Source organism: Pantoea piersonii, assembly GCF_003612015.1.
In the GTDB taxonomy this organism is placed as follows: domain Bacteria; phylum Pseudomonadota; class Gammaproteobacteria; order Enterobacterales; family Enterobacteriaceae; genus Pantoea; species Pantoea piersonii.
In genome coordinates this window covers 481,593-502,929 of sequence record NZ_RARB01000004.1, presented here as the reverse complement: position 1 = coordinate 502,929, position 21,337 = coordinate 481,593, and the positions used below count along the sequence as shown (strand labels likewise).

Sequence of the window (21,337 nt, the reverse complement as noted above, 5' to 3'; positions counted from 1 at the left end):
TTAACCGACGGTGATTTTCATCACCTCAACACCGCATTCCGTAAGCCGTTGTGCCGTGTCGATGGAGGCGCATTATAGGGAGTCGTTCAGAGAGCGCAAGGGGCTTTTTTAAAGTTTTGTGTCGTTCGTCTGAATAATGCGCAAAACGCACGTTTTTAGCGCTTCTTAATCGCCTGCGGCAGATCGGCGAGGCTGTTAATCACCCAGTCTGCTGCTGCTTCCCCTTCCGGCGTGACCGGTTTGCCGCTACGCACCAGCACACTCGTGCCTACGCCTGCCGCTTTGCCTGCCAGTACATCTTCGGTTTTATCGCCCACCATATAAGAAGCAGCCATATCGATATTGAGATGCTTCTGCGCAGAGAGCAGCATACCGGGCTGAGGTTTACGGCAGTCGCACTGCTGACGATAGGCCTCAACCGGCGCGTCCGGCAGATGCGGACAGAAATAGATGCCGTCGAGATCCACATCGCGGTCCGCCAGCGACCAGTCCATCCATTCCGTCAGCTGCATAAACTGATCTTCGGTGAACATGCCGCGGGCAATGCCGGACTGATTGGTAATCAGCACCAGCGCGAACCCCATCTTCTTCAGCTCCTGCAGCGCCTCGATAGTGCCGTCAATAAACTGGAAGTTGTCGATTTCATGGACATAGCCATGATCGATGTTCAGGGTGCCATCACGATCAAGAAATACAGCCGGGACTTTATTCGCCACTGGGAAAACTCCTGCTACTAAAGATGCTACTAAAATTGCCGCCTAGTATTGCATGATTGCAATAAAAGAGAGAACGGCAGATAAGAGGACTTTCATTGATTTAGACGTCTGGATGCCTTACCATCCACTCAGCTTTCGCACCGGGGTTCGGCGCGAAAGGTTCCACACCACGGACAACGCAAGACGATAATAAATAACCTAATGATTAAACTTGAAAATATTACCAAAGTGTTCCAGCAAGGCTCACGGACTATTCAGGCGCTCTCTGATGTTAGCCTGCACGTGCCTGCGGGACAGATTTATGGCGTTATCGGCTCGTCCGGCGCTGGTAAAAGTACGCTTATCCGCTGCGTTAACTTACTTGAACGTCCAACATCAGGCCGCGTGCTGGTTGACGGCCAGGATTTAACCGCCCTGAGCGAGCGTCAGCTGACCCAGGCGCGTCGTCAGATTGGCATGATCTTCCAGCACTTCAATTTGATGAACTCGCGTACCGTATTCGGCAACGTGGCGCTGCCGCTTGAGCTGGGCAGCCTGTCACGTGAAGAGATTAAGAAACGCGTAACGGAATTACTGGAGCTGGTCGGCCTGGCCGATAAGCGTGACGCCTGGCCCGCCAACCTCTCTGGCGGGCAGAAACAGCGCGTCGCTATCGCGCGTGCGCTGGCCAGCAATCCTAAAGTGCTGCTGTGCGACGAAGCCACCAGCGCGCTCGATCCGGCAACTACCCGCTCCATTCTTGAGCTGCTGAAAGATATCAACCGCCGCCTCGGCCTGACCATTCTGCTGATTACGCATGAGATGGACGTGGTGAAGCGCATCTGCGATCAGGTCGCGGTTATCAGCCAGGGCGAACTGATTGAAAAAGACAGCGTCAGCGAAGTCTTCTCCCATCCGAAAACGCCGCTGGCGCAGCAGTTTATCCAGTCGACGCTGCACCTCGATATTCCTGAAGATTATCAGCAGCGCCTGTTGCCGCAGCCCGCAGCCGATCGCGTGCCGCTGCTGCGTCTTGAGTTCACCGGCAAATCCGTTGACGCGCCGCTGCTCTCTGAAGCCGCGCGCCGCTTCAGCGTGAATAACAATATTATCAGCGCGCAGATGGATTACGCCGGCGGCGTGAAGTTCGGCATTATGCTGGCCGAAATGGACGGCGCTGAAAGCGATACTAAAGCCGCTATCGCGTGGCTGCAGGAAAATCATGTAAAAGTAGAGGTGTTAGGTTATGTCTGAGGCGATGATGGCTTTACTGGCGCGCGGCGTCTGGGAAACGCTGATGATGACCTTTGTCTCTGGCTTCTTTGGTTTCGTGCTGGGCCTGCCGATCGGCGTTTTGCTCTACGTCACCCGTCCAGGGCAGATTCGCGAAAACAGCACCCTCTATCGCATCCTTTCTGCGCTGGTGAATATTTTCCGCTCTATTCCTTTTATCATTCTGCTGGTCTGGATGATCCCCTTTACCCGCGCCATCGTCGGCACCTCAATCGGCCTGCAGGCGGCTATCGTGCCGCTGACCGTCGGCGCCGCGCCTTTTATTGCGCGTATGGTGGAAAATGCGCTGCTTGAGCTGCCGACCGGACTGATCGAAGCGTCACGCGCTATGGGCGCGACGCCGCTGCAGATCGTGCGTAAGGTGCTGCTGCCGGAAGCGTTGCCGGGTCTGGTGAACGCCGCGACCATTACGCTGATTACGCTGGTCGGCTACTCTGCCATGGGCGGCGCCGTCGGCGCTGGCGGCCTGGGGCAGATCGGCTATCAGTACGGCTATATCGGCTATAACGCGACGGTAATGAATACGGTGCTCGTGTTACTGGTCGTTCTGGTGTATTTAATTCAGTTTTGTGGCGACCGCATCGTGCGTGCCGTGTCCCATAAATAAGTCAGCAATATCATTACGTCTCCATTAAGGAAGAGATATGACTTTTACATTTAAAAAGATTGCCGCTGTGGGTGCACTGATTGGCGCAATTGCGCTGGCAGGATGCGATCAGAAAGCCAAAGATCCGAACCACATTAAAGTGGGCGTGATTGTAGGTGCAGAGCAGCAGGTCGCCGAAGCGGCGCAGAAAGTCGCGAAGGACAAATATGGCCTCGATGTGGAACTGGTGACCTTTAACGATTACGTACTGCCGAACGAAGCGCTGAGCAAAGGCGATATCGACGTTAACGCGTTCCAGCATAAACCCTACCTGGATCAGCAGATCAAAGATCGCGGTTACAAGCTGGTGTCGGTCGGTAACTCTTTCGTTTATCCGATCGCGGGCTATTCCAAAAAAATCAAATCGCTGGATGAGCTGCAGAACGGCGCACAGGTCGCTATTCCTAACGATCCGACTAACCTCGGACGTTCTCTGCTGCTGCTGCAAAAAGTCGGCCTGATTAAGCTGAAAGATGGCGTAGGTCTGCTGCCGACCTCGCTGGACATCGTTGAGAACCCGAAAAACCTGAAAATTGTTGAGCTGGAAGCGCCGCAGCTGCCGCGTTCGCTGGATGACCAGCAGATCGCGCTGGCGGTAATCAACACCACCTATGCCAGCCAGATTGGTCTGACGCCGGCAAAAGATGGCATCTTCGTGGAAGATAAGGATTCACCTTACGTTAACCTGATTGTTAGCCGTGAAGATAATAAAGACGCTGAAAACGTGAAGAAATTCGTTCAGGCTTATCAGTCTGACGAAGTGGCGGAAGCCGCGAACAAGATCTTTAACGGCGGCGCAGTAAAAGGCTGGTAATTCCTTTACTGACTCTTCTGACCAGGGCGGCGCTTAGCCGCCCTTTCTTTTGCGCCGCACCTGGCGCGACTTGTTATTTCGCCTGGTCCTTGTTTCAATAACGCCACTTTTTACAACCTTGAGGATGTTGCCATGCGTTTATTACCGCTCTGCTTGTTAGCATTGATGCTGACCGGGTGCGTTCACGAATATCACCCGATAAGCAGCGCACCCGCTCATCCGCAGCCATCCCGCGAGCCAGCGCGTAAGCCTGCTCCGCGTCCTACGCCGGTAAAAGTCTATACCGACGCTGCCGATCTGGTCAGCAAGCCGTTCCGCGATCTGGGCGAAGTTGCCGGCGATGACTGTCAGAGCAGCCGACAGGATTCGCCGCCGAATATCGCCACCGCGCGCAAGCGCCTGCAGGTTAAAGCCTCTTACCTGAAAGCCAACGCCGTCCTGCTGCACAAGTGTGAAATCGTCAGCAGCACGCCGGGCTGCTATCGTCAGGCGATCTGTCAGGGCTCCGCGCTGAAAGTGAATCAATGAGTTCTTTCGCCTTTGAGCAGATCGGCGTTATTCGTTCGCCGTGGAAAGAGAAATTCGCCGTTCCGCGTCAGCCTGGTCTGGTGCAGGACGGGCATGGCGAACTGCACCTGATTGCGCCCTATAATCAGCCGGAAGCGGTGCGCGGGCTGGAGTGTTTCTCTCACCTCTGGGTGCTGTTCGTTTTTCATCAGACCATGGCGGGCGGCTGGCGTCCCACGGTGCGGCCGCCGCGCCTGGGCGGCAATGCCCGCATGGGCGTATTCGCGACGCGCTCCACCTTTCGCCCGAATCCCATCGGCATGTCGCTGGTCGAGCTGAAAGGCATTCGCTGCGAGAAGAATCAGGTGATCCTGCAGCTTGGCAGCCTGGATTTAGTGGACGGCACGCCGGTTGTGGATATCAAACCCTACCTCCCCTTCGCCGAAGCGCTGCCGCAGGCGCAGGCCGGTTTCGCTCAGGAGGCGCCCCCGGCTGATATGCCGGTGCGCTTCTCACCGCTGGCCGAACAGCAGCTGGCACAACAGCAGAAACGCTATCCTCATCTGGCGCGTTTTATCCGTGACGTGCTGGCGCAGGACCCGCGTCCCGCCTATCGCAAAGGCGAAGCGCAGACGCGCGAATATGCGGTCTGGCTGCTTGATTTTAACGTACGCTGGCGCGTCGATGAAACGGGCACCGAAGTGACCGGCATCGACCCGCGCGAAAACGCGCTTTTGAGCCCGTGAGCTCGCTGGTACACTAGCCGCCAACAAAACTTTTGTCAGTGACTTTCCGTTCAACTGGAACCTTAATCAATGCGTACTACTCAATATCTGCTCTCCACTCTGAAGGAGACGCCCTCCGATGCGGAAGTGATCAGCCACCAGCTGATGCTGCGCGCCGGGATGATCCGCAAACTTGCTTCAGGTCTCTATACCTGGCTGCCAACCGGTTTACGCGTGCTGAAAAAAGTCGAAAATATCGTGCGCGAAGAGATGAACAACGCGGGCGCGATTGAGATCTCTATGCCGGTGGTTCAGCCTGCCGACCTGTGGCAGGAGAGCGGTCGCTGGGAACAGTACGGCCCGGAACTGCTGCGCATTGCCGACCGCCACGAACGTCCTTTCGTGCTCGGTCCGACGCATGAAGAAGTGATTACCGATCTGATCCGTAACGAGCTCAGCTCCTATAAGCAACTGCCGCTTAACCTTTATCAGATCCAGACCAAATTCCGCGATGAAGTGCGTCCGCGCTTCGGCGTAATGCGTTCTCGCGAGTTCATCATGAAGGATGCCTACTCCTTCCATATCTCGCAGGAATCGCTGCAGGAAACCTACGACGCGATGTACCGCGCCTACAGCAACAGCTTTAGCCGTATGGGCCTCGACTTCCGCGCGGTGCAGGCAGACACCGGCTCTATCGGCGGCAGCGCGTCGCACGAATTCCAGGTGCTGGCGCAGAGCGGCGAAGATGATGTGATCTTCTCAACCGAATCGGACTACGCCGCCAATATCGAGATGGCCGAAGCGGTCGCGCCGGCTGGCGACCGCCCGCAGCCAACTCAGGCGCTGGCGCAGATCGACACGCCGAACGCCAAAACCATCGCTGAGCTGGTAGAGCAGTTCCAGATGCCGATCGAGAAAACCGTTAAGACGCTGATGGTTAAAGCCAGCGAAGAGAGCGGCCATACGCTGGTCGCGCTGTTGGTACGCGGCGATCACGAGCTGAACGAGATCAAAGCAGAGAAGCTTGATATCGTCGCCTCGCCGCTGGTATTCGCTACTGAAGAAGAGATCCGCGCCGCGGTTGGCGCAGGTCCGGGTTCACTCGGTCCGGTGGGTCTGGCGATGCCGATTATCGCCGACCGCAGCGTCGACAAGATGAGCGACTTCAGCGCTGGCGCAAACGTCGACGGCAAGCACTACGTCGGCATTAACTGGGAACGCGATCTGCCGCAGGCGATCGTGGCCGATATCCGCAACGTTGTGGAAGGCGATCCGAGCCCGGACGGCAAAGGCACGCTGCAGATCAAACGCGGTATCGAAGTGGGTCATATTTTCCAGCTCGGCACCAAATACTCCGAAGCGATGAAAGCGGCGGTTCAGGGCGAAGATGGCCGCAACCAGGTGCTGACCATGGGCTGCTACGGCATCGGCATCACTCGCGTCGTTGCAGCGGCGATTGAGCAAAACCACGACGATCGCGGCATTATCTGGCCTGCGGCGCTGGCGCCGTTCGAAGTCGCGATTCTGCCGATGAACATGCACAAATCTTTCCGCGTGAAAGAGCTGGCGGAAGAGCTCTACCACACCCTGCGCGCGAAAGGCGTCGAGGTGATCCTTGACGACCGCAAAGAGCGTCCGGGCGTGATGTTCGCCGATATGGAGCTGATTGGCGTGCCGCACACTATCGTCATCGGCGACCGTAACCTCGATAACGAAGAGATCGAGTACAAAGCGCGTCGCGCCGGCGAGAAAGAGATGATCAAGCAGAGCGAAATCGTCGACTTCCTGCTGAAAGCGCTTAACAAGTAATGCCCTTCTCGCCCCCGCTTTCGGGGGCGTTTTTTTACAGCACTTTTCCCCGCAGCGATTTTGTCGAGCTACGCCGCGCCTTCCCTTCCAGCCGTCTCTCTTTCGACGCGCGCGTCGGCCGTGTGGCGCGACGGGCCTTCTCTACGCGAGTCAGCTCCTGAATCAAACTGACCAGCCGCTGAACCGCTGCTTCACGGTTCATCTCCTGGCTGCGGTACTCCTGCGCTTTGATAATCACCATGCCTTCCGGCGTAATCAGGTGGTGCTTCGCCGCCAGCATGCGCTGTTTGTGAAACGGCGGCAGCGACGACGCAGCGATATCGAAACGCAAATGTATGGCGGTGCTGGTTTTATTAACATGCTGCCCGCCCGCGCCCTGGGCGCGAATGGCGCTTAGCTCAACTTCGCTGTCGGGCAGCTCGACCGTACGTGAAACTTTAATCATCTGTCACCTGAGACAACGTCGCCTTGTTTAACCTGTTCATCGACTTAACCTTTTGTGCTTCCTGTTAATGGCGCGTAGCCAGCGGATTCTGTCACTTTAGCCTCTTTCGCCACTCTGATCCTGCTTTGCCCTGGCTGAAATCCTGGAAATGCCTGTGATATAGTTCCTCGGGCAACCAGAGTATTCTTGCTCTGCTGAGGAGGTGAACGTGCAAAAATATTGTGAATTGGTTCGCCAGAAGTATGCCGAGATCGGCAGCGGCGAACTGGGATATGTGCCCGATGCAATCGGATGCGTTTTGAAGGCACTCGATGATATTGCCGCAAATTCTGCGCTAAACTCTTCTGTCAGGGAACAGGCAGCTTATGCCGCTGCAAACTTACTGGTGAGCGACTATGTTGACGAATGAAGCTTATAGACCCATCAACTGTGATGATTACGACAACCTGGAACTCGCCTGCACAAAACGCTGGACGCTTGAGCTGATCCTGAAAAACGGGGAAGCGCTCAAAGCAAAAGCGACAGATATGGTTTCACGCAAAAACGTGGAATACCTCTCTATCGATCTTTCCGGTGAAACACGCGAGTTGCGCCTCGATCACATCGCCAGCTTCAGCCATCCTGAGCTGGGCACCGTTGTCGTCAGCGAAGAGTAGCGACAACGCCTCGGGCGGGATATTTCCCGCCCCCTTCCCCGTCTAGGGTTTCAGCGACCCGTAGTAAGCCGACAAATCTGCCATATCATCGTCACTCAATCCGGCCACAAAGGCTTTCATGACTTCGGCCTGCCCGCCGCTGCGCTCGCCTTTTTTATAGGCCTGCAGCGCATGGTTGAGGTAAGCGGCATTCTGTCCCGCCAGGTTGGGATAGAGCGGCACGCTGCTTTTCCCCTGCGCGCCATGACAGGCGGTGCAGGCAGCTGACTTCTGCGCGCCCGCATTAATATCGCCATCAGCCATCACCGGCAGCGCCGCCGCCAGTAGCAGAACGGACAGTAATCTCTTCATTTTTGCTCTCCAGCATTATTGTTATTTTGCCAGATCGCCTGCCAGCCATTCTCGTCAACGGCGGCGCCTTCCCGGGTAACAAACAGGCCGGGCGCGCAGACAAGCGTCTGATTGTAATAGATCAACGGAATACGTTCACGCTGCCACGGCGGGATCGCCAGCTCCTGCCACAGCTTTTTTATCTCGCGCCCGCCGGAGCGGCCTACCAGATGAACATAGCCCTGCGCATGGAAACGCACGCTGACGTGCTCATCCGCTTCAGGCTGGCGCAGCGCCGACGGTGCGCTTTGCGCACAGAGCACACCGAGCTGCTGCGGCAGCAGCAGCGGCTCGCGGCGATCGCGCCACGGCAGCTCCAGTTCCCTTAACGATGCGCAGCGCGGCAGCCAGTAGAGCCGTTCGCGGTAGCGGCGCGCTTCCGCATCGCCAAAGCGCAAACATGGCTGCGCGTCTTCACGGCTCAGCATCACCTCCTGGCGCAGACGCGCCAGCGCGGCGCGCGAGGGCATTACTGCTCCCTGCCGGGCAATCCAGCGCCGCAACAGCGCATTCGCGCGCGTTTCACTCATCTGCAAAAGCGGTGGAAAATGCAGGCTGCCGTCAGGATGCGTCAGCCCGGCCAGCTGTTCCGCCAGCAGCTCGTCCAGCAGTTGTTCCTGCTCGCCGCACAATGCCGCGCTGCGCGCGCACGCTTCGGCAAAATGCGGCCAGCGCGCCTGTAGCGTTGGCAGCAGGCGCTGGCGCAGGAAGTTGCGATCGTAGCGCGCGTCCTGATTGCTTTCGTCTTCGATCCAGCGAAGCTGGTGCTGCTGCGCATAGGCTTCAAGCTGCTGGCGCGACTGATTGAGCAGCGGACGCAGCAGCACGCGGCCATCGCGCACCCGCCGCACCGGCATTGCCGCCAGCCCGGCAGGCCCGCTGCCGCGCTTTAGCGCCAGCAACAGCGTCTCGCACTGATCGTCGAGGTGTTGCGCAGTAAGCAGCCACTCATCAGGCTGCATCGCCGCCGTCAGCGCCTGATAGCGCGCCGCACGCGCCGCGCCTTCAATGCCCTGTTCACGCGCGTCAACCTGCACGCGCAGGACCTCGCAGCCTAGCTGCCAGGCTTCGCAGATGGCGATGCAGTGCGCCGCCCAGCTGTCGGCGTTGGGGCTTAATCCATGATGAACATGCAGCGCGCGCAGGCGCGCTTGCGGATGCGTCTGCCGCCAGCTGACCAGCTGATGCAACAGCACAGTGGAATCGAGGCCGCCGCTGAACGCTACCACCAGCGCGGCATCGGCGGGCAACAGCGAGGCGAGATGAGACAAAGACATGACGCGTTCCAGAATCAGGGCCGCCGGATGCGGCCCTCCGCGCGCGCTATTTTACGCCTGATAGAGCTCCAGCGGCAAACCATCCGGATCGGCAAAGAAGGTGCACTGCTTGCCGGTCAGATCGTCGATGCGGATTGGCTCGCACGTCACCCCTTTTTCCGCCAGTGTCGCGACCGCCGCCGCTACGTCCGGCACGGTAAAGGCCAGATGACGCAGGCCGCAGGCTTCGGGATGGCTGACGCGTGCCGGCGGAGAAGGAAACGAGAAAAGTTCGATCGTGTACTGGCCGTTCAGCGCCAGATCGCCTTTCCACGAATCACGCGCCTCGCGGTAAACCTCGCTCATCAGGCTGAAGCCGAGCACATCGCAGTAAAAGGCCTTACTGCGCGCATAATCTGTGGCGATGATGGCGATATGGTGAACAGAAGATAACTGCAACATAAAAAGACTCCCTGACTGTTTTGCTTATCCTGAGACGTGCAGCAGCGGCTTGCAATGCGCAATTGTCTGAAGCCGCTGCATTTTTCCGTTATTTCAGCACGCGCACGCGATAATTCCCCTCTTCGGTCAGCGTCGCGCCGTGAATATCGGTCTCGAAGCCCGGATAGTGACGGCCAATAGTGCAGAGCATCAGCAGGAAATCGAGCACCGCGCGGCTCTCTTCGGTAATCATTTCGCCCGGCATCACCAGCGGTACGCCTGGGGGATAGGGCAGGATCATATTGGCAGAAACGCGTCCTACCAGCTGGCTCAGATCCACCGTTTCCACTCTGCCCTGCACCTGCTGCTGGAACGCCTGATACGGCGTCATTTTCATCTCAGGCAACACGTCGAACGCCTTTAACATCAGGCGCGGCAGATCGTGCTGGCGGATCAGCTGATGGATCCCCTGCGCCAGCGTCTGGATGCGCATATTGCGGTAGAAGTCGGGATCTTCGGCATAGAGATCCGGCAGCATGTTTTTCACCCGCAGATTAAGATCGTAGGCGCGCTTAAACTCGGTCAGGCCGCGCAGCACGCTCATCGCCCGGGTCTTATCGATGCCGATGCTGAACAGAAACAGCAGATTGTATGGGCCGGTCTTCTCTACGACGATGCCGCGCTCATCAAGGAATTTCGCCACCAGCGCCGCCGGGATCCCTTCGTCCGCCATCTCGCCCAGCTCGCTCATGCCTGGTGTCAGAATAGTTACCTTGATGGGATCGAGATACATATGATCGGCGTCCGCCTGGGTAAAACCGTGCCAGGCTTCATCGCCCGGCTGGATCGGCCAGCACTCCGCTTCGTCCACATGCTCCGGCTGCCAGATATCAAAGAACCAGCTGTCGGACTCCTCCCGCAGGCGCTGGATCTCCCGGCGAAAATGCAGCGCGCGCTCCACCGAGCGGTTGATCAGCCGCTTGCCTGGGTTGCCGCGCAGCATCGCCGCCGCTGTTTCAATCGACGATACAATCGCATAGTTGGGCGAGGTGGTGGTGTGCATCATGTAGGCTTCATTAAAGGTATGCTCGTCGTAGTCGCCTTTAATATGGATCAGCGACGCCTGCGAGAAGGCCGCCAGCAGCTTGTGCGTCGACTGGGTTTCATAAATCACCTTGCCGGGCGTGCGCTCGCCGCTCATACCGCTTTTCCCCTCATAGATGGGGTGAAAATTGGTATAGGGCACCCAGGCGGAATCAAAATGGATCGACGGCACCTCCAGGGTCTGCTTGATGTACTGGGTGTTATAAAGCAGGCCATCGTAGGTGGAATTGGTGATCACGGCGTGCACCGGCCAGCTGGCGCGCGCGGTATTCGCTACCTTCTGCTCAATGCTGGCACGGGTAAACTCTCGTTTGGGAATGCCGCCGAGAATGCCCAGCGCGTTACGCGTCGGCTTCAGCCAGATGGGCACCAGATCGCTCATCATCAGCAAATGGGTCAGCGATTTATGACAGTTGCGGTCGATTAATACCGTGCTGCCCGTCGGTGCCGCATACATGCCGACGATTTTATTCGAGGTTGAGGTGCCGTTGGTCACCATATAGCTCTGTTCGGCACCGAAGGTTCTGGCGACATACTCCTCCGCCTCCAGATGCGGGCCGGTATGATCGAGCAGCGAGCCCAGCTCCGTTACCGAGATAGAAATATCCGCCTTTAGCGTGTTCGCGCCGAAGAAGTCGTAGAAGAGACTGCCGACCGGGCTTTTTTGAAAGGCGGTGCCGCCCATGTGGCCGGGCGTACAGAAGGTGTACTTACCCTCTTTCACATAGGTAAACAGCGCTTTGGTCAGCGGCGGCGTAATATGGTCGATGTAGTCGTCGGTGTACTGGCGAATATGGAGCGCGATATCATCCGCGGCGCTCAGCGCGTATTCAAAGAAATGAAGCGCCATGCGCATCTCATTGATGCTGACATCCATCTGCGAATGGGTGTTGATAAAGGCGTAGAGCGGCAGGTACTCATTAAGCTGGTTGATATCCGCACAGAGCGCCGGGCTGTTATGCGCGTCCCAGTCAAAGATAACGCCGCAGATGCGTGGGTTATGCTCTATCAGCTTAAGCAGGTCGTCGATACTGGTTGGATAAATAAGCTGAAAGCCCTGCTGCGTCAGCGCCGTTGTCAGTTCGCGCAGCGGCTCGTCTTTATAAAACATGCCGTGTGAACCCATCATCGCCAGAATATTCAATGCGCACCTCCCTTTTAATGTGGCATGGCTAATCATAGCGAAGGATAGCGGCGGCGAGCTGTCGGAATGCTCTCCTCTGTTGATGGCTGGCAAAAGAAAGGCATAAAAAAAGCGGACCGAAGTCCGCTTTATCAAAGATTTGCGCTGTTAAGCGTAGCCGTAGCTCATCAGACGCTGATAACGACGGTCGAGCAGCTCTTCGGTGCTCAGCGTATCGAGATCGGCGAGATCGGCCAGCAGCTGGTTTTTCAGCGACAGCGCCATATCCACCGGCTGACGATGCGCGCCGCCCAGCGGTTCGGGGATAATTGAGTCAATCAGCTTCAGCTCTTTCAGACGGTTGGCCGTGATGCCCATCGCTTCTGCCGCCAGCGGGGCTTTATCCGCGCTTTTCCACAGAATCGAGGCGCAGCCTTCCGGCGAGATCACCGAATAGGTGCTGTACTGCAGCATGTTCACTTTGTCGCCAACGCCGATCGCCAGCGCGCCGCCGGAGCCGCCTTCGCCAATCACGGTGCAGATGACCGGGATTTTCAGACCAGACATTTCGCGCAGATTGCGGGCGATCGCTTCCGACTGGCCGCGTTCTTCCGCGCCGACGCCTGGATAGGCGCCCGGTGTGTCGATAAAGGTGATCAGCGGCATCTTGAAGCGCTCGGCCATCTCCATCAGACGCAGCGCTTTACGGTAGCCTTCCGGCGCCGGCATACCGAAGTTGCGGCGGATTTTCTCTTTAGTTTCGCGACCTTTTTGATGACCAATGATCATGACCGGGCGGCCGTCGAGACGGGCGATACCGCCGACAATGGCTTTGTCGTCGGCATAGGCGCGATCGCCAGCCAGCTCGTCAAAGTCGTCAAAAGCGTTGCGAACATAGTCCAGCGTATAAGGACGCAGCGGATGACGCGCCAGCTGCGCGACCTGCCATGCGCCTAAATCGGCGAAGATTTTACGGGTCAGCTCAACGCTTTTTTCGCGCAGACGCTGCACCTCTTCATCCAGATTAATGTGTTTATCATCCTGACGACCAATCGACGTAAGCGAATCAATTTTCGCTTCAAGTTCAGCGATCGGCTGTTCAAAATCCAGGTAATTAAGACTCATAATGTTCCTGTTTTAGTCAAACTCCAGTTCAACCTGCTCCGACCCTATCAACGAACGTAATTCGTTGAGCAGGCGATCGCTGGGCGAAATACGCCACGCTGCACCAAAGCGTAGCTTCGCTCGCGCGTCGGCTCTCTGATAGTAGAGATTCACCGGAATCGTCCCTGAGCGATGGGGCTCAAGAGACTGGCGGAGCCGGTTTAATAGCTGGTCATCAATTTGCCTGTCCGTCAGCGAGATAGCAAGTCCGCGCGCGTATTTTTCGCGCGCTTCGTCAATGTCCATGACTTCACGGGCGGTCATTTTAAGGCCGCCGCTGAAGTCATCAAAGCTGACCTGTCCGCTGACGATCAGGATACGGTCTTTCTCCAGCAACTGCTGGTATTTGTCTAACGCATCGGTAAATAACATCACCTCCAGACGCCCGGAGCGGTCGTCCAGAGTACAGATACCAATTCGGTTGCCGCGCTTGGTCACCATCACGCGGGCCGCCACTACCAGACCGGCAGCGACGGTAATTTTACCACGCTCGGTAGGATGCATGTCCTTCAGGCGCATGCCGCCCACATAGCGCTCTATCTCTTTCAGGTACTGATTAATCGGGTGGCCGGTGAGATAGAGTCCGAGCGTTTCACGCTCGCCATCAAGCTGCACCTGCTCCGGCCAGGGCGTTACGCTGGCGTAGGATTTTTCAACCTGCTCCGGCTCTTCCGCCAGCACACCGAACATATCGGCCTGGCCTATCGCCTCCGCTTTGGCGTGCTGATCCGCCGCTTTCAGCGCGTCGCCGAGCGAGCTCATCAGCGCTGCGCGGTGCGGACCAAGACGATCGAAGGCGCCGGACATGATCAGCTTCTCCATCACGCGGCGGTTGATCTTTTTGGTATCGGTGCGCGCGCAGAGATCGAACAGCTCGCGGAAATAACCATCCTGGTTGCGCGCCTCAAGGATCGCTTCGATCGGGCCTTCGCCGACGCCTTTGATCGCGCCGATGCCGTAAACGATCTCGCCATCGTCGTTGACGTGGAACTGATAGAGCCCGGAGTTGATATCAGGCGGCAGTACCTTCAGGCCCATACGCCAGCACTCATCCACCAGGCCGACCACCTTCTCGGTGTTGTCCATATCGGCGGTCATCACCGCCGCCATAAACTCAGCCGGATAGTGCGCCTTCAGCCACAGCGTCTGGTAAGAGACCAGCGCATAGGCGGCCGAGTGCGATTTGTTAAAGCCATAACCGGCGAATTTCTCCACCAGGTCGAAAATCTTCATCGACAGTTCACCGTCGATACCCATGCGCTCCGCGCCCTCTTTAAACACCGAGCGCTGCTTGGCCATCTCTTCCGGCTTCTTTTTACCCATTGCGCGGCGCAGCATATCCGCGCCGCCCAGAGTATAGCCGGAGAGCACTTGGGCGATCTGCATGACCTGTTCCTGATAAAGGATAATGCCGTAGGTAGGCTCAAGCACCGGCTTCAGGCTTTCATGCTGCCACTGGATATCGGGATAGGAGATCGCTTCGCGTCCGTGTTTACGGTCGATAAAGTTATCTACCATGCCCGACTGCAGCGGGCCGGGACGGAACAGCGCCACCAGCGCGATCATATCTTCAAAGCAGTCAGGCTTCAGACGCTTGATAAGATCTTTCATGCCGCGCGATTCAAGCTGGAACACCGCCGTGGTTTCCGCACGCTGCAGCATATCGAAGCTTTTTTTATCATCCAGCGGAATCGCGGCGATATCGATCGGCGGCAGGCCCTGCTTCTCCCGGCGCGGATTGATCATCTTCAGCGCCCAGTCGATGATGGTGAGCGTACGCAGCCCCAGGAAGTCGAACTTCACCAGACCGGCGTACTCCACGTCATTTTTATCGAACTGCGTGACCGGATGGTTGCCGTTCTCGTCGCAGTAGAGCGGCGCGAAGTCGGTGATCTGCGTCGGGGCGATCACCACGCCGCCGGCATGCTTACCGGCGTTACGCGTTACGCCTTCCAGCTTGCGCGCCATATCGATCAGCGCCTTGACCTCTTCGTCCGCGTCGTACATTTCCGGCAGCTGCGGTTCGACAGCGAACGCTTTTTCCAGCGTCATACCGGGATCGGGCGGGATCAGTTTAGAGATGCGATCGACAAAGCCATAGGGATGACCCAGCACGCGGCCAACGTCGCGAATAACCGCTTTCGCCGCCATGGTGCCGAAGGTGATGATCTGCGATACCGCCTCACGTCCGTACATTTCGGCGACGTGATCGATGACCTGGTCACGCTTTTCCATACAGAAGTCGACGTCGAAGTCAGGCATCGAGACGCGTTCCGGGTTAAGGAAACGTTCAAACAGCAGGTCGAACTCCAGCGGATCGAGATCGGTGATTTTCAGCGCGTAGGCAACCAGCGAACCGGCGCCGGAGCCGCGTCCTGGCCCTACCGGAATGCCGTTATCTTTCGACCACTGGATAAACTCCATCACGATCAGGAAGTAGCCGGGGAAGCCCATCTGGTTGATAACGTTGAGCTCGATCTCCAGACGCTCATCATATTCAGGGCGCTTCTGCGCGCGCACTTCCGGGTCGGGAAAGAGGAACTCAAGGCGCTCCTCCAGACCTTCGCGCGACTTCATCACCAGGAAATCTTCGGTGGTCATGTCGCCGGTCGGGAACTGCGGCAGGAAATATTCGCCGAGGCGTACCGTGACGTTGCAGCGCTTAGCAATCTCTACGCTGTTTTCCAGCGCTTCCGGGATGTCCGAGAAAAGCTCGCACATCTCCTCTTCGCTGCGCATATATTGCTGAGGACTGTAGTTGCGCGGACGCTTGGGATCGTCCAGCGTATAGCCGTCGTGGATCGCCACGCGGATTTCATGCGCGTCGAAATCCTCTTCATTGAGGAAGCAGACTTCGTTGGTGGCGACCACCGGTACGCCCTCGGCGATGGCGAGTTCAACCGCGGCATGGAGATAGCTCTCCTCGTCGGCGCGGCCGGTACGCACCAGCTCAAGGTAGTAGCGATCGGGAAAGTGCGTCTGATAAAAGCTCAGGCACTGTGCAACCAGCGCGCTGTTGCCACGCAGCAGGCTGCGGCCCACATCGCCGCAGCGTCCGCCAGAGAGCAGAATTAATCCTTCGCCCAGCTCCACCAGCCAGTCGCGGTCGATAACCGGACCGGCAATGCCGTAGCCGCGCTGATAGGCGCGGGAGATAAGCAGCGTCAGGTTCTGATAGCCGGTATTGTTCGCGGCCAGCACCGTCAGCTGCGTCAGCTCGTCGCCCATCAGCTCGCTGGCAACCTTAAAGTCCGCGCCGATAATCGGTTTGATCCCCGCGCCGTGCGCGCTGCCGTAGAAACGCACCAGCCCGCAAAGGTTGGTAAAGTCCGTGATAGCGAGAGCGGGCATGCCCAGCGCAGCCGCCTTTTTGACCAGCGGCCCGGTTTTCGCCAGGCCATCGACCATCGAGTAGTCACTGTGGACACGCAGATGTATAAAACGGGGTTCAGCCATATCAGTTTCCGGTTAAAACAGCGTCAGGCTATTAAAGCGTAGCTGGCTGGCCAGCGGCCAGAACTTCAGCGTCGATCAGGGCGTTGCGCACCGGCGCAAAGCTGCGGCGATGGTGCGGCGTCGCGCCGTGTTGCGTCAGTTTTTCCATATGCAGCGCGGTAGGATAGCCTTTGTGCTGCGCAAAGCCATACTCAGGAAAGAGCCGATCCAGCTCAGCCATTTCGCGATCGCGCGACACTTTAGCGATAATCGACGCCGCGCTGATTTCAGCCACCAGGCTGTCGCCTTTCACCACCGCCTGCGACGGCATCGGCAGCGCGGGAGTGCGGTTGCCGTCTACCAGCACGAAATCGGGCGTTATCGTCAGCCCCGCCACCGCACGCTGCATCGCCAGCATAGTGGCGTGCAGAATATTGAGCTGGTCGATCTCTTCCGGCTCGGCGCGGCCTAAGCTCCACGCCAGCGCTTTTTCTTTAATCTCGTCGAATAACGCGAGGCGGCGTTTTTCAGAGAGCTTTTTTGAGTCGGCCAGGCCCTGAATCGGACTGGCCGGATCGAGAATAACCGCCGCCGTGACGACCGCGCCGACCAGCGGACCGCGGCCCACTTCGTCAACGCCCGCAATCAGGCGGGCATTGGGATAGATAAAATCAGCCATTGGCGATCTCCAGTACGGCGTCCGCTGCCTGTTCATCTGCGTTCCAGCGGATCTGCTGATGCAGCTCGCTAAAGGTCGCGAGCAGCGCATCGCGTTGCGGACCGGCGTGCAGCAGCGGTTCCAGCGCCGCCGCCAGCGCGTGCGGTTCGCACTCTTCCTGCAGCAGCTCTTTCACCAGTTCGCGTCCCGCCAGCAAGTTAGGCAGCGAGACGTATGGCGTCTTCACCAGCCGCTTCGCCAGCCAGAAGGTCGAGGGCTTCATACGATAGCCGACCACCATCGGACATTTTGCCAGCATACACTCCAGCGCGGCGGTACCGGATGCAAGAATCGCGGCGTCGCTCGCAATCATCGCTTCGCGACCTTTACCATCCAGCAGGTGCATCGGCAATTCAGGCGCGACTTCGGCTTTGATCTGTTCGAACTGCGCACGACGTTTCGCATTGACCAGCGGCACGACGATCTCCAGCGCCGGATAGCGCACGCGCAGCAGCTGCGCCGCGCGTAAAAAGTCGGCGCTGAGCATCTCTACTTCCGCATGTCGGCTGCCGGGCAGCAGCGCAAGGCAGAGCGCCTCGTCGCTAATATCCAGCGCGCGGCGCGCGGCCGGCTTGTCCGGCTGCAGCGGCATCGCATCCGCCATGGTGTGGCCGATAAAGCGGCACGGCACGTTAAAACGATCGTAGAAGGCTTTTTCAAACGGCAGAAACGCGAGCACCAGATTAGTGTTGCGGCCGATTTTAAACACGCGCTTTTGCCGCCACGCCCAGACCGACGGGCTGACGTAGTGAATGGTGCGGATGCCGTTGCGCTTCAGCCGCCCTTCCAGCGTGATATTGAAATCGGGCGCATCAATGCCGACGAAAACGTCCGGCTTCAGTTCGGTAAAGCGCTGCGTCAGATCCCGGCCAATTTTCATCAGGCGCGGCAGGCGGCCCAGCACTTCCACTATGCCCATCACCGCCAGCTCTTCCATCTCATACCAGGTTTCGCAGCCTTCGGCCTGCATGCGCGGGCCTGCCACACCAACGAAACGGGCATCAGGATGACGCGCTTTCAGCGCGCGGATCAGACCGGCACCAAGAATATCGCCGGAGGTTTCTCCGGCGACCAGGGCTATCGTAAGGGGACGCACTGACATGAATTAACGAATCAACCCACGCGTAGAACGAGCAAAGAAGTCGTAGAAGGGCTGCACTTCGCTATGCTGCTTCGCCAGCGCTTCAATTTCCGGCTTGGCTTCGTCCAGCGTTTTGTTGCTGCGGTACAGCAGTTTATAAGCGTTGCGAATGGCGTGCAGCGCCTCTTTGCTGAAGCCGCGACGCTTCAGACCTTCGATATTGATGCCGAACGGCGTCGCATGGTTGCCCTGCGCGATAACGTAGGGCGGCACATCCTGCGCGACGCCTGAACAACCACCGACCATCACGTGCGCGCCGATAGTGCACCATTGATGCACCGCCGTCATGCCGCCGATAATCGCGAAGTCGTCCACGGTAACGTGGCCGCCCAGCGTGGCGTTGTTGGCGAAAATGCAGCGGTTGCCGATCACGCAGTCATGCGCAATGTGCGCATTCACCATCAACAGGTTATCGCTGCCGATGGTGGTGACGCCGCCGCCCTGCACGGTGCCGCGATGAATGGTCACGCTTTCGCGGATGCGGTTGCGATCGCCCACTTCAACGCGGGTCGGCTCGCCAGCGTATTTAAGATCCTGATTCACTTCGCCGATAGAGGCGAACTGATAGATCTGGTTATCTTTCCCGATACGCGTATGGCCATTAATGACCACGTGCGACTTCAGGACCGTGCCTTCACCGATCTCCACATGCGCGCCGATAAAGCAGAACGGGCCAATGTGAACGTTGGGACCGATAACGGCCCCTTCTTCGATGACGGAACTGGCATGGATGGTGGCGGTTGGATCAATCACAGATTATGCCTCCCGGCTACGGGCACACATCATGGTCGCTTCACAGACAATCTTGCCGTCAACGGTAGCAACGCCTTTAAAGCGCGTCAAACCGCGGCGGGTTTTTTCGAAAGTCACTTCCATGATCATTTGATCGCCCGGTACGACCGGACGCTTGAAACGGGCTTCGTCGATGCCGGCGAAATAGTAGAGCTCGCCCGGCTCCAGTTTACCAACGCTTTTGAACGCCAGAATACCGGTAGCCTGCGCCATCGCTTCGAGGATCAGAACGCCAGGGAAAATCGGTTTACCAGGGAAATGCCCCTGGAAAAACGGTTCATTAACAGAGACGTTCTTAACGGCGCGCAGATACTTGTGCTCTTCAAACTCCAGCACGCGATCAACCAGCAGAAACGGGTAGCGGTGCGGCAGCAGCTCTAAAATTTCTTCAATTTTCAGAGTATGAGTTTCAGTAGTCAAAATACTCTTCCTGTCCTAAAAATCTGATGACATCAATAACACGGCCTGCACAGATCAAAATGATCCTCCGCAGGCCGAAATCGGTTCAATGGCGCCTGGCTTACCTGCTTAACATTTTTATTAGCAAGCCGGTCGCAGGTGGGATGGCGTTTAGTCGTCTTTGCCGACCTTCCGCTCGATGGCTTTTAAGCGCTTGCTCATGTCATCGATGTTCATCACCAGCGCTGCAGTTTTGCGCCAGGTTTTATTGGGTTGTAGCGGAATGCCCGAGGAGTATACCCCAGGCTCTGTGATAGGACGCATAACCATGCCCATACCGGTCACGGTCACCTTGTCACAGATTTCCATATGGCCGTTAATGACGCTGGCGCCGCCAATCATACAGTAACGTCCAATTTTCAAACTACCCGCCATGATCACACCACCCGCAACCGCGGTATTGTCGCCAATAACCACGTTGTGTGCGATCTGACACTGGTTGTCTATGATAACACCATTGCCGATCAGAGTGTTATCCAGCGCGCCACGATCGATAGTGGTACAGGCACCGATTTCTACTCGATCGCCGATAATTACAGCGCCAAGCTGCGGGATTTTCACCCAATTACCGCGATCGTTGGCGTAACCGAAACCGTCCGCGCCAATAACGGTGCCGGACTGAATCAGACAATCCTGACCGATTTCGATTTCATGGTAGACGGTTACGTTAGCCCAGAGACGGCTATTGTTGCCGATGCGCGTCTTTTTACCGACGAAGCAGCCCGCGCCGATCACCACGTTGTCGCCCAGCACTACGTCAGATTCGATTACCGCGTTAGCGCCGACAGAGACGTTTTGCCCCAGCTTCGCGCTGGGATCGATTACCGCGCTGGGCGCGATATTTTGTGCAGGCTGCGGCGTAGTATCCAGCAGCTGAGCCATGCGTGCATAGGTCAGATAGGGATTTTTCACCACCAGCGCGGCCGTGTGACACCACTCCAGATCCGCTTCCGTCAGCACCACGGCCGATGCCTGACACTGGACGAGTTGCTCGCGGTAGCGGCTGTTGCTAAGAAATGTGATTTGGCCGGTTTGGGCGGATTGCATAGAAGCAATGCCGGAGATGGCGATATCGCCATCTCCGTGCAATTCTGCATCCAACTGCTGGGCTAAATCAGCCAGTCGAATTGATGACATCGATTATTTAACCTGTTTCAGCACGTCAGCAGTAATGTCTTTCGCGTTTGACGCGTAAGCCACAGCGTTGGCGTCGATCACCACGTCATAACCTTCATCGCTTGCCACTTTCTTCACGGCGTCCTGAATACGGCTCAGCAGTTTGTTACGCTCTTCCATCTGACGACGACGGTTATCCTGCTCAAAAGCCTGGGCTTTAGAAGAGAAAGCTTCGCGCTGCGACATAACGTCTTTTTCCATGCGGCTGCGATCGCTAGCCTTCATGGTTGAACCGTCGCGCTGCAGGCGCTGCATTTTAGTCTGCAGGTCGCGTTCCTGGCTCTGCAGCTCGGTTGCGCGGCCTTTGAACTCGTTTTCCAGCTGTTTAGCAACGGTCGCACGTTGCGGTAACTGTTGGAAAATGCTGGACACGTTTACCACTGCGATTTTGTCAGCAGCCTGAGCGCCTGCGGAAACAGCTAAAGCAAGACCCAGTCCTGCGGCACACAACAACTTTTTCACTATAAACTCCTTACCATCAACGTTTGTGTCAGCGACACAGTGTTTGCTCCGAACCACTATAGAGACCGCGGTTCGGTAGCAAGACT

22 protein-coding genes are annotated in these 21,337 nt (G+C 57.4%); 8 read left to right on the top strand and 14 right to left on the bottom strand.

Annotation, left to right across the window (positions count from 1 at the left end; all coding sequences use genetic code 11):
• Window positions 1-155 precede the first annotated feature (155 nt).
• Window positions 156-716 carry a D-glycero-beta-D-manno-heptose 1,7-bisphosphate 7-phosphatase gene (gene gmhB / locus D7S44_RS14290; protein ID WP_120455874.1) on the bottom strand — a complete coding sequence of 187 codons (561 nt, stop codon included), beginning with the start codon at window positions 714-716 and terminating at the stop codon, window positions 156-158.
• 201 nt (window positions 717-917) lie between these two features.
• On the opposite strand from gmhB, the gene metN reads away from it, so the two are divergent.
• The 6 genes from metN to proS all read left to right on the top strand — a co-directional run bounded on the left by metN (window position 918) and on the right by proS (window position 6,489).
• The gene (gene metN, locus D7S44_RS14285; RefSeq protein WP_120455873.1) at window positions 918-1,949 is read left to right on the top strand and encodes a methionine ABC transporter ATP-binding protein MetN; all 1,032 of its coding nucleotides are present in this window, start codon (window positions 918-920) and stop codon (window positions 1,947-1,949) included.
• Window positions 1,942-2,595, top strand: coding sequence for a methionine ABC transporter permease MetI (locus D7S44_RS14280; RefSeq protein WP_120455872.1), 654 nt, complete (start codon window positions 1,942-1,944; stop codon window positions 2,593-2,595). The genes metN and D7S44_RS14280 overlap by 8 nt, the downstream gene beginning before the upstream one ends.
• Before the next feature lie 37 nt (window positions 2,596-2,632).
• Window positions 2,633-3,448 carry a MetQ/NlpA family lipoprotein gene (locus D7S44_RS14275; RefSeq protein WP_120455871.1) on the top strand — a complete coding sequence of 272 codons (816 nt, stop codon included), beginning with the start codon at window positions 2,633-2,635 and terminating at the stop codon, window positions 3,446-3,448.
• 132 nt (window positions 3,449-3,580) lie between these two features.
• A complete protein-coding gene (gene rcsF, locus D7S44_RS14270) occupies window positions 3,581-3,976 on the top strand; it encodes an Rcs stress response system protein RcsF (protein WP_120455870.1) in 396 nt (131 codons plus the stop codon).
• A complete protein-coding gene (gene tsaA, locus D7S44_RS14265) occupies window positions 3,973-4,701 on the top strand; it encodes a tRNA (N6-threonylcarbamoyladenosine(37)-N6)-methyltransferase TrmO (RefSeq protein ID WP_120455869.1) in 729 nt (242 codons plus the stop codon). Before rcsF ends, tsaA begins: the two co-directional genes overlap by 4 nt.
• 69 nt (window positions 4,702-4,770) lie before the next feature.
• On the top strand, window positions 4,771-6,489 hold the full coding sequence (gene proS / locus D7S44_RS14260) for a proline--tRNA ligase (protein WP_120455868.1): 1,719 nt from the start codon (window positions 4,771-4,773) through the stop codon (window positions 6,487-6,489).
• 34 nt (window positions 6,490-6,523) lie between these two features.
• On the opposite strand, the gene arfB is transcribed toward proS, so the two are convergent.
• Complete coding sequence (gene arfB, locus D7S44_RS14255) at window positions 6,524-6,934, bottom strand: alternative ribosome rescue aminoacyl-tRNA hydrolase ArfB (RefSeq protein ID WP_120455866.1); 411 nt, start codon at window positions 6,932-6,934, stop codon at window positions 6,524-6,526.
• A 208-nt stretch (window positions 6,935-7,142) separates the two neighbouring features.
• Here arfB and D7S44_RS14250 point away from each other — a divergent pair, with 208 nt between their 5' ends.
• Window positions 7,143-7,343 (top strand): YaeP family protein, encoded by a 201-nt coding sequence (locus tag D7S44_RS14250; protein WP_033749608.1) that lies wholly within the window; start codon window positions 7,143-7,145, stop codon window positions 7,341-7,343.
• The gene (gene rof, locus D7S44_RS14245) at window positions 7,330-7,590 is read left to right on the top strand and encodes a Rho-binding antiterminator (RefSeq protein WP_120455864.1); all 261 of its coding nucleotides are present in this window, start codon (window positions 7,330-7,332) and stop codon (window positions 7,588-7,590) included. The genes D7S44_RS14250 and rof overlap by 14 nt, the downstream gene beginning before the upstream one ends.
• Window positions 7,591-7,632: 42 nt before the next feature.
• On the opposite strand, the gene D7S44_RS14240 is transcribed toward rof, so the two are convergent.
• The 12 genes from D7S44_RS14240 to skp all read right to left on the bottom strand — a co-directional run bounded on the left by D7S44_RS14240 (window position 7,633) and on the right by skp (window position 21,251).
• On the bottom strand, window positions 7,633-7,941 hold the full coding sequence (locus tag D7S44_RS14240; RefSeq protein ID WP_120455862.1) for a c-type cytochrome: 309 nt from the start codon (window positions 7,939-7,941) through the stop codon (window positions 7,633-7,635).
• Window positions 7,938-9,257, bottom strand: a complete 1,320-nt coding sequence (gene tilS, locus D7S44_RS14235) for a tRNA lysidine(34) synthetase TilS (RefSeq protein ID WP_120455860.1) — start codon at window positions 9,255-9,257, stop codon at window positions 7,938-7,940. Before tilS ends, D7S44_RS14240 begins: the two co-directional genes overlap by 4 nt.
• A gap of 51 nt (window positions 9,258-9,308) precedes the next feature.
• Window positions 9,309-9,698 carry a VOC family protein gene (locus D7S44_RS14230; protein ID WP_120455858.1) on the bottom strand — a complete coding sequence of 130 codons (390 nt, stop codon included), beginning with the start codon at window positions 9,696-9,698 and terminating at the stop codon, window positions 9,309-9,311.
• 88 nt (window positions 9,699-9,786) lie between these two features.
• On the bottom strand, window positions 9,787-11,925 hold the full coding sequence (locus D7S44_RS14225; RefSeq protein WP_120455857.1) for a lysine decarboxylase LdcC: 2,139 nt from the start codon (window positions 11,923-11,925) through the stop codon (window positions 9,787-9,789).
• 147 nt (window positions 11,926-12,072) lie between these two features.
• A complete protein-coding gene (gene accA / locus D7S44_RS14220; RefSeq protein ID WP_033749600.1) occupies window positions 12,073-13,029 on the bottom strand; it encodes an acetyl-CoA carboxylase carboxyl transferase subunit alpha in 957 nt (318 codons plus the stop codon).
• Window positions 13,030-13,041: 12 nt separating this feature from the next.
• On the bottom strand, window positions 13,042-16,524 hold the full coding sequence (gene dnaE, locus D7S44_RS14215) for a DNA polymerase III subunit alpha (RefSeq protein WP_120455855.1): 3,483 nt from the start codon (window positions 16,522-16,524) through the stop codon (window positions 13,042-13,044).
• A 31-nt stretch (window positions 16,525-16,555) separates the two neighbouring features.
• Window positions 16,556-17,182 (bottom strand): ribonuclease HII, encoded by a 627-nt coding sequence (gene rnhB, locus D7S44_RS14210; RefSeq protein WP_120455853.1) that lies wholly within the window; start codon window positions 17,180-17,182, stop codon window positions 16,556-16,558.
• Window positions 17,175-18,323 (bottom strand): lipid-A-disaccharide synthase, encoded by a 1,149-nt coding sequence (gene lpxB, locus D7S44_RS14205; RefSeq protein ID WP_120455852.1) that lies wholly within the window; start codon window positions 18,321-18,323, stop codon window positions 17,175-17,177. Before lpxB ends, rnhB begins: the two co-directional genes overlap by 8 nt.
• Window positions 18,324-18,326: 3 nt before the next feature.
• Entirely contained in the window at window positions 18,327-19,115 is a 789-nt protein-coding gene (gene lpxA / locus D7S44_RS14200; RefSeq protein ID WP_120455850.1) for an acyl-ACP--UDP-N-acetylglucosamine O-acyltransferase, read from the bottom strand.
• Window positions 19,116-19,118: 3 nt separating this feature from the next.
• Window positions 19,119-19,574, bottom strand: coding sequence for a 3-hydroxyacyl-ACP dehydratase FabZ (fabZ, locus tag D7S44_RS14195; protein ID WP_013507953.1), 456 nt, complete (start codon window positions 19,572-19,574; stop codon window positions 19,119-19,121).
• Window positions 19,575-19,724: 150 nt separating this feature from the next.
• Complete coding sequence (lpxD, locus tag D7S44_RS14190) at window positions 19,725-20,750, bottom strand: UDP-3-O-(3-hydroxymyristoyl)glucosamine N-acyltransferase (protein ID WP_120455848.1); 1,026 nt, start codon at window positions 20,748-20,750, stop codon at window positions 19,725-19,727.
• A gap of 3 nt (window positions 20,751-20,753) precedes the next feature.
• Complete coding sequence (gene skp / locus D7S44_RS14185) at window positions 20,754-21,251, bottom strand: molecular chaperone Skp (protein ID WP_120455846.1); 498 nt, start codon at window positions 21,249-21,251, stop codon at window positions 20,754-20,756.
• Between the last annotated feature and the right edge of the window lie 86 nt (window positions 21,252-21,337).

Excerpts from the sequence above, each read along its gene's own strand:
- D7S44_RS14275 (WP_120455871.1), top strand. The coding sequence starts at position 2,633 with ATGACTTTTACATTTAAAAAGATTGCCGCTGTGGGTGCACTGATTGGC.
- dnaE (WP_120455855.1), bottom strand. The coding sequence starts at position 16,524 with ATGGCTGAACCCCGTTTTATACATCTGCGTGTCCACAGTGACTACTCG.
- proS (WP_120455868.1), top strand. The coding sequence starts at position 4,771 with ATGCGTACTACTCAATATCTGCTCTCCACTCTGAAGGAGACGCCCTCC.
- D7S44_RS14230 (WP_120455858.1), bottom strand. The coding sequence starts at position 9,698 with ATGTTGCAGTTATCTTCTGTTCACCATATCGCCATCATCGCCACAGAT.
- rnhB (WP_120455853.1), bottom strand. The coding sequence starts at position 17,182 with ATGGCTGATTTTATCTATCCCAATGCCCGCCTGATTGCGGGCGTTGAC.
- arfB (WP_120455866.1), bottom strand. The coding sequence starts at position 6,934 with ATGATTAAAGTTTCACGTACGGTCGAGCTGCCCGACAGCGAAGTTGAG.
- D7S44_RS14280 (WP_120455872.1), top strand. The coding sequence starts at position 1,942 with ATGTCTGAGGCGATGATGGCTTTACTGGCGCGCGGCGTCTGGGAAACG.
- rcsF (WP_120455870.1), top strand. The coding sequence starts at position 3,581 with ATGCGTTTATTACCGCTCTGCTTGTTAGCATTGATGCTGACCGGGTGC.
- lpxD (WP_120455848.1), bottom strand. The coding sequence starts at position 20,750 with ATGTCATCAATTCGACTGGCTGATTTAGCCCAGCAGTTGGATGCAGAA.
- metN (WP_120455873.1), top strand. The coding sequence starts at position 918 with ATGATTAAACTTGAAAATATTACCAAAGTGTTCCAGCAAGGCTCACGG.
- tilS (WP_120455860.1), bottom strand. The coding sequence starts at position 9,257 with ATGTCTTTGTCTCATCTCGCCTCGCTGTTGCCCGCCGATGCCGCGCTG.
- lpxB (WP_120455852.1), bottom strand. The coding sequence starts at position 18,323 with ATGTCAGTGCGTCCCCTTACGATAGCCCTGGTCGCCGGAGAAACCTCC.
- rof (WP_120455864.1), top strand. The coding sequence starts at position 7,330 with ATGTTGACGAATGAAGCTTATAGACCCATCAACTGTGATGATTACGAC.
- accA (WP_033749600.1), bottom strand. The coding sequence starts at position 13,029 with ATGAGTCTTAATTACCTGGATTTTGAACAGCCGATCGCTGAACTTGAA.
- tsaA (WP_120455869.1), top strand. The coding sequence starts at position 3,973 with ATGAGTTCTTTCGCCTTTGAGCAGATCGGCGTTATTCGTTCGCCGTGG.
- D7S44_RS14240 (WP_120455862.1), bottom strand. The coding sequence starts at position 7,941 with ATGAAGAGATTACTGTCCGTTCTGCTACTGGCGGCGGCGCTGCCGGTG.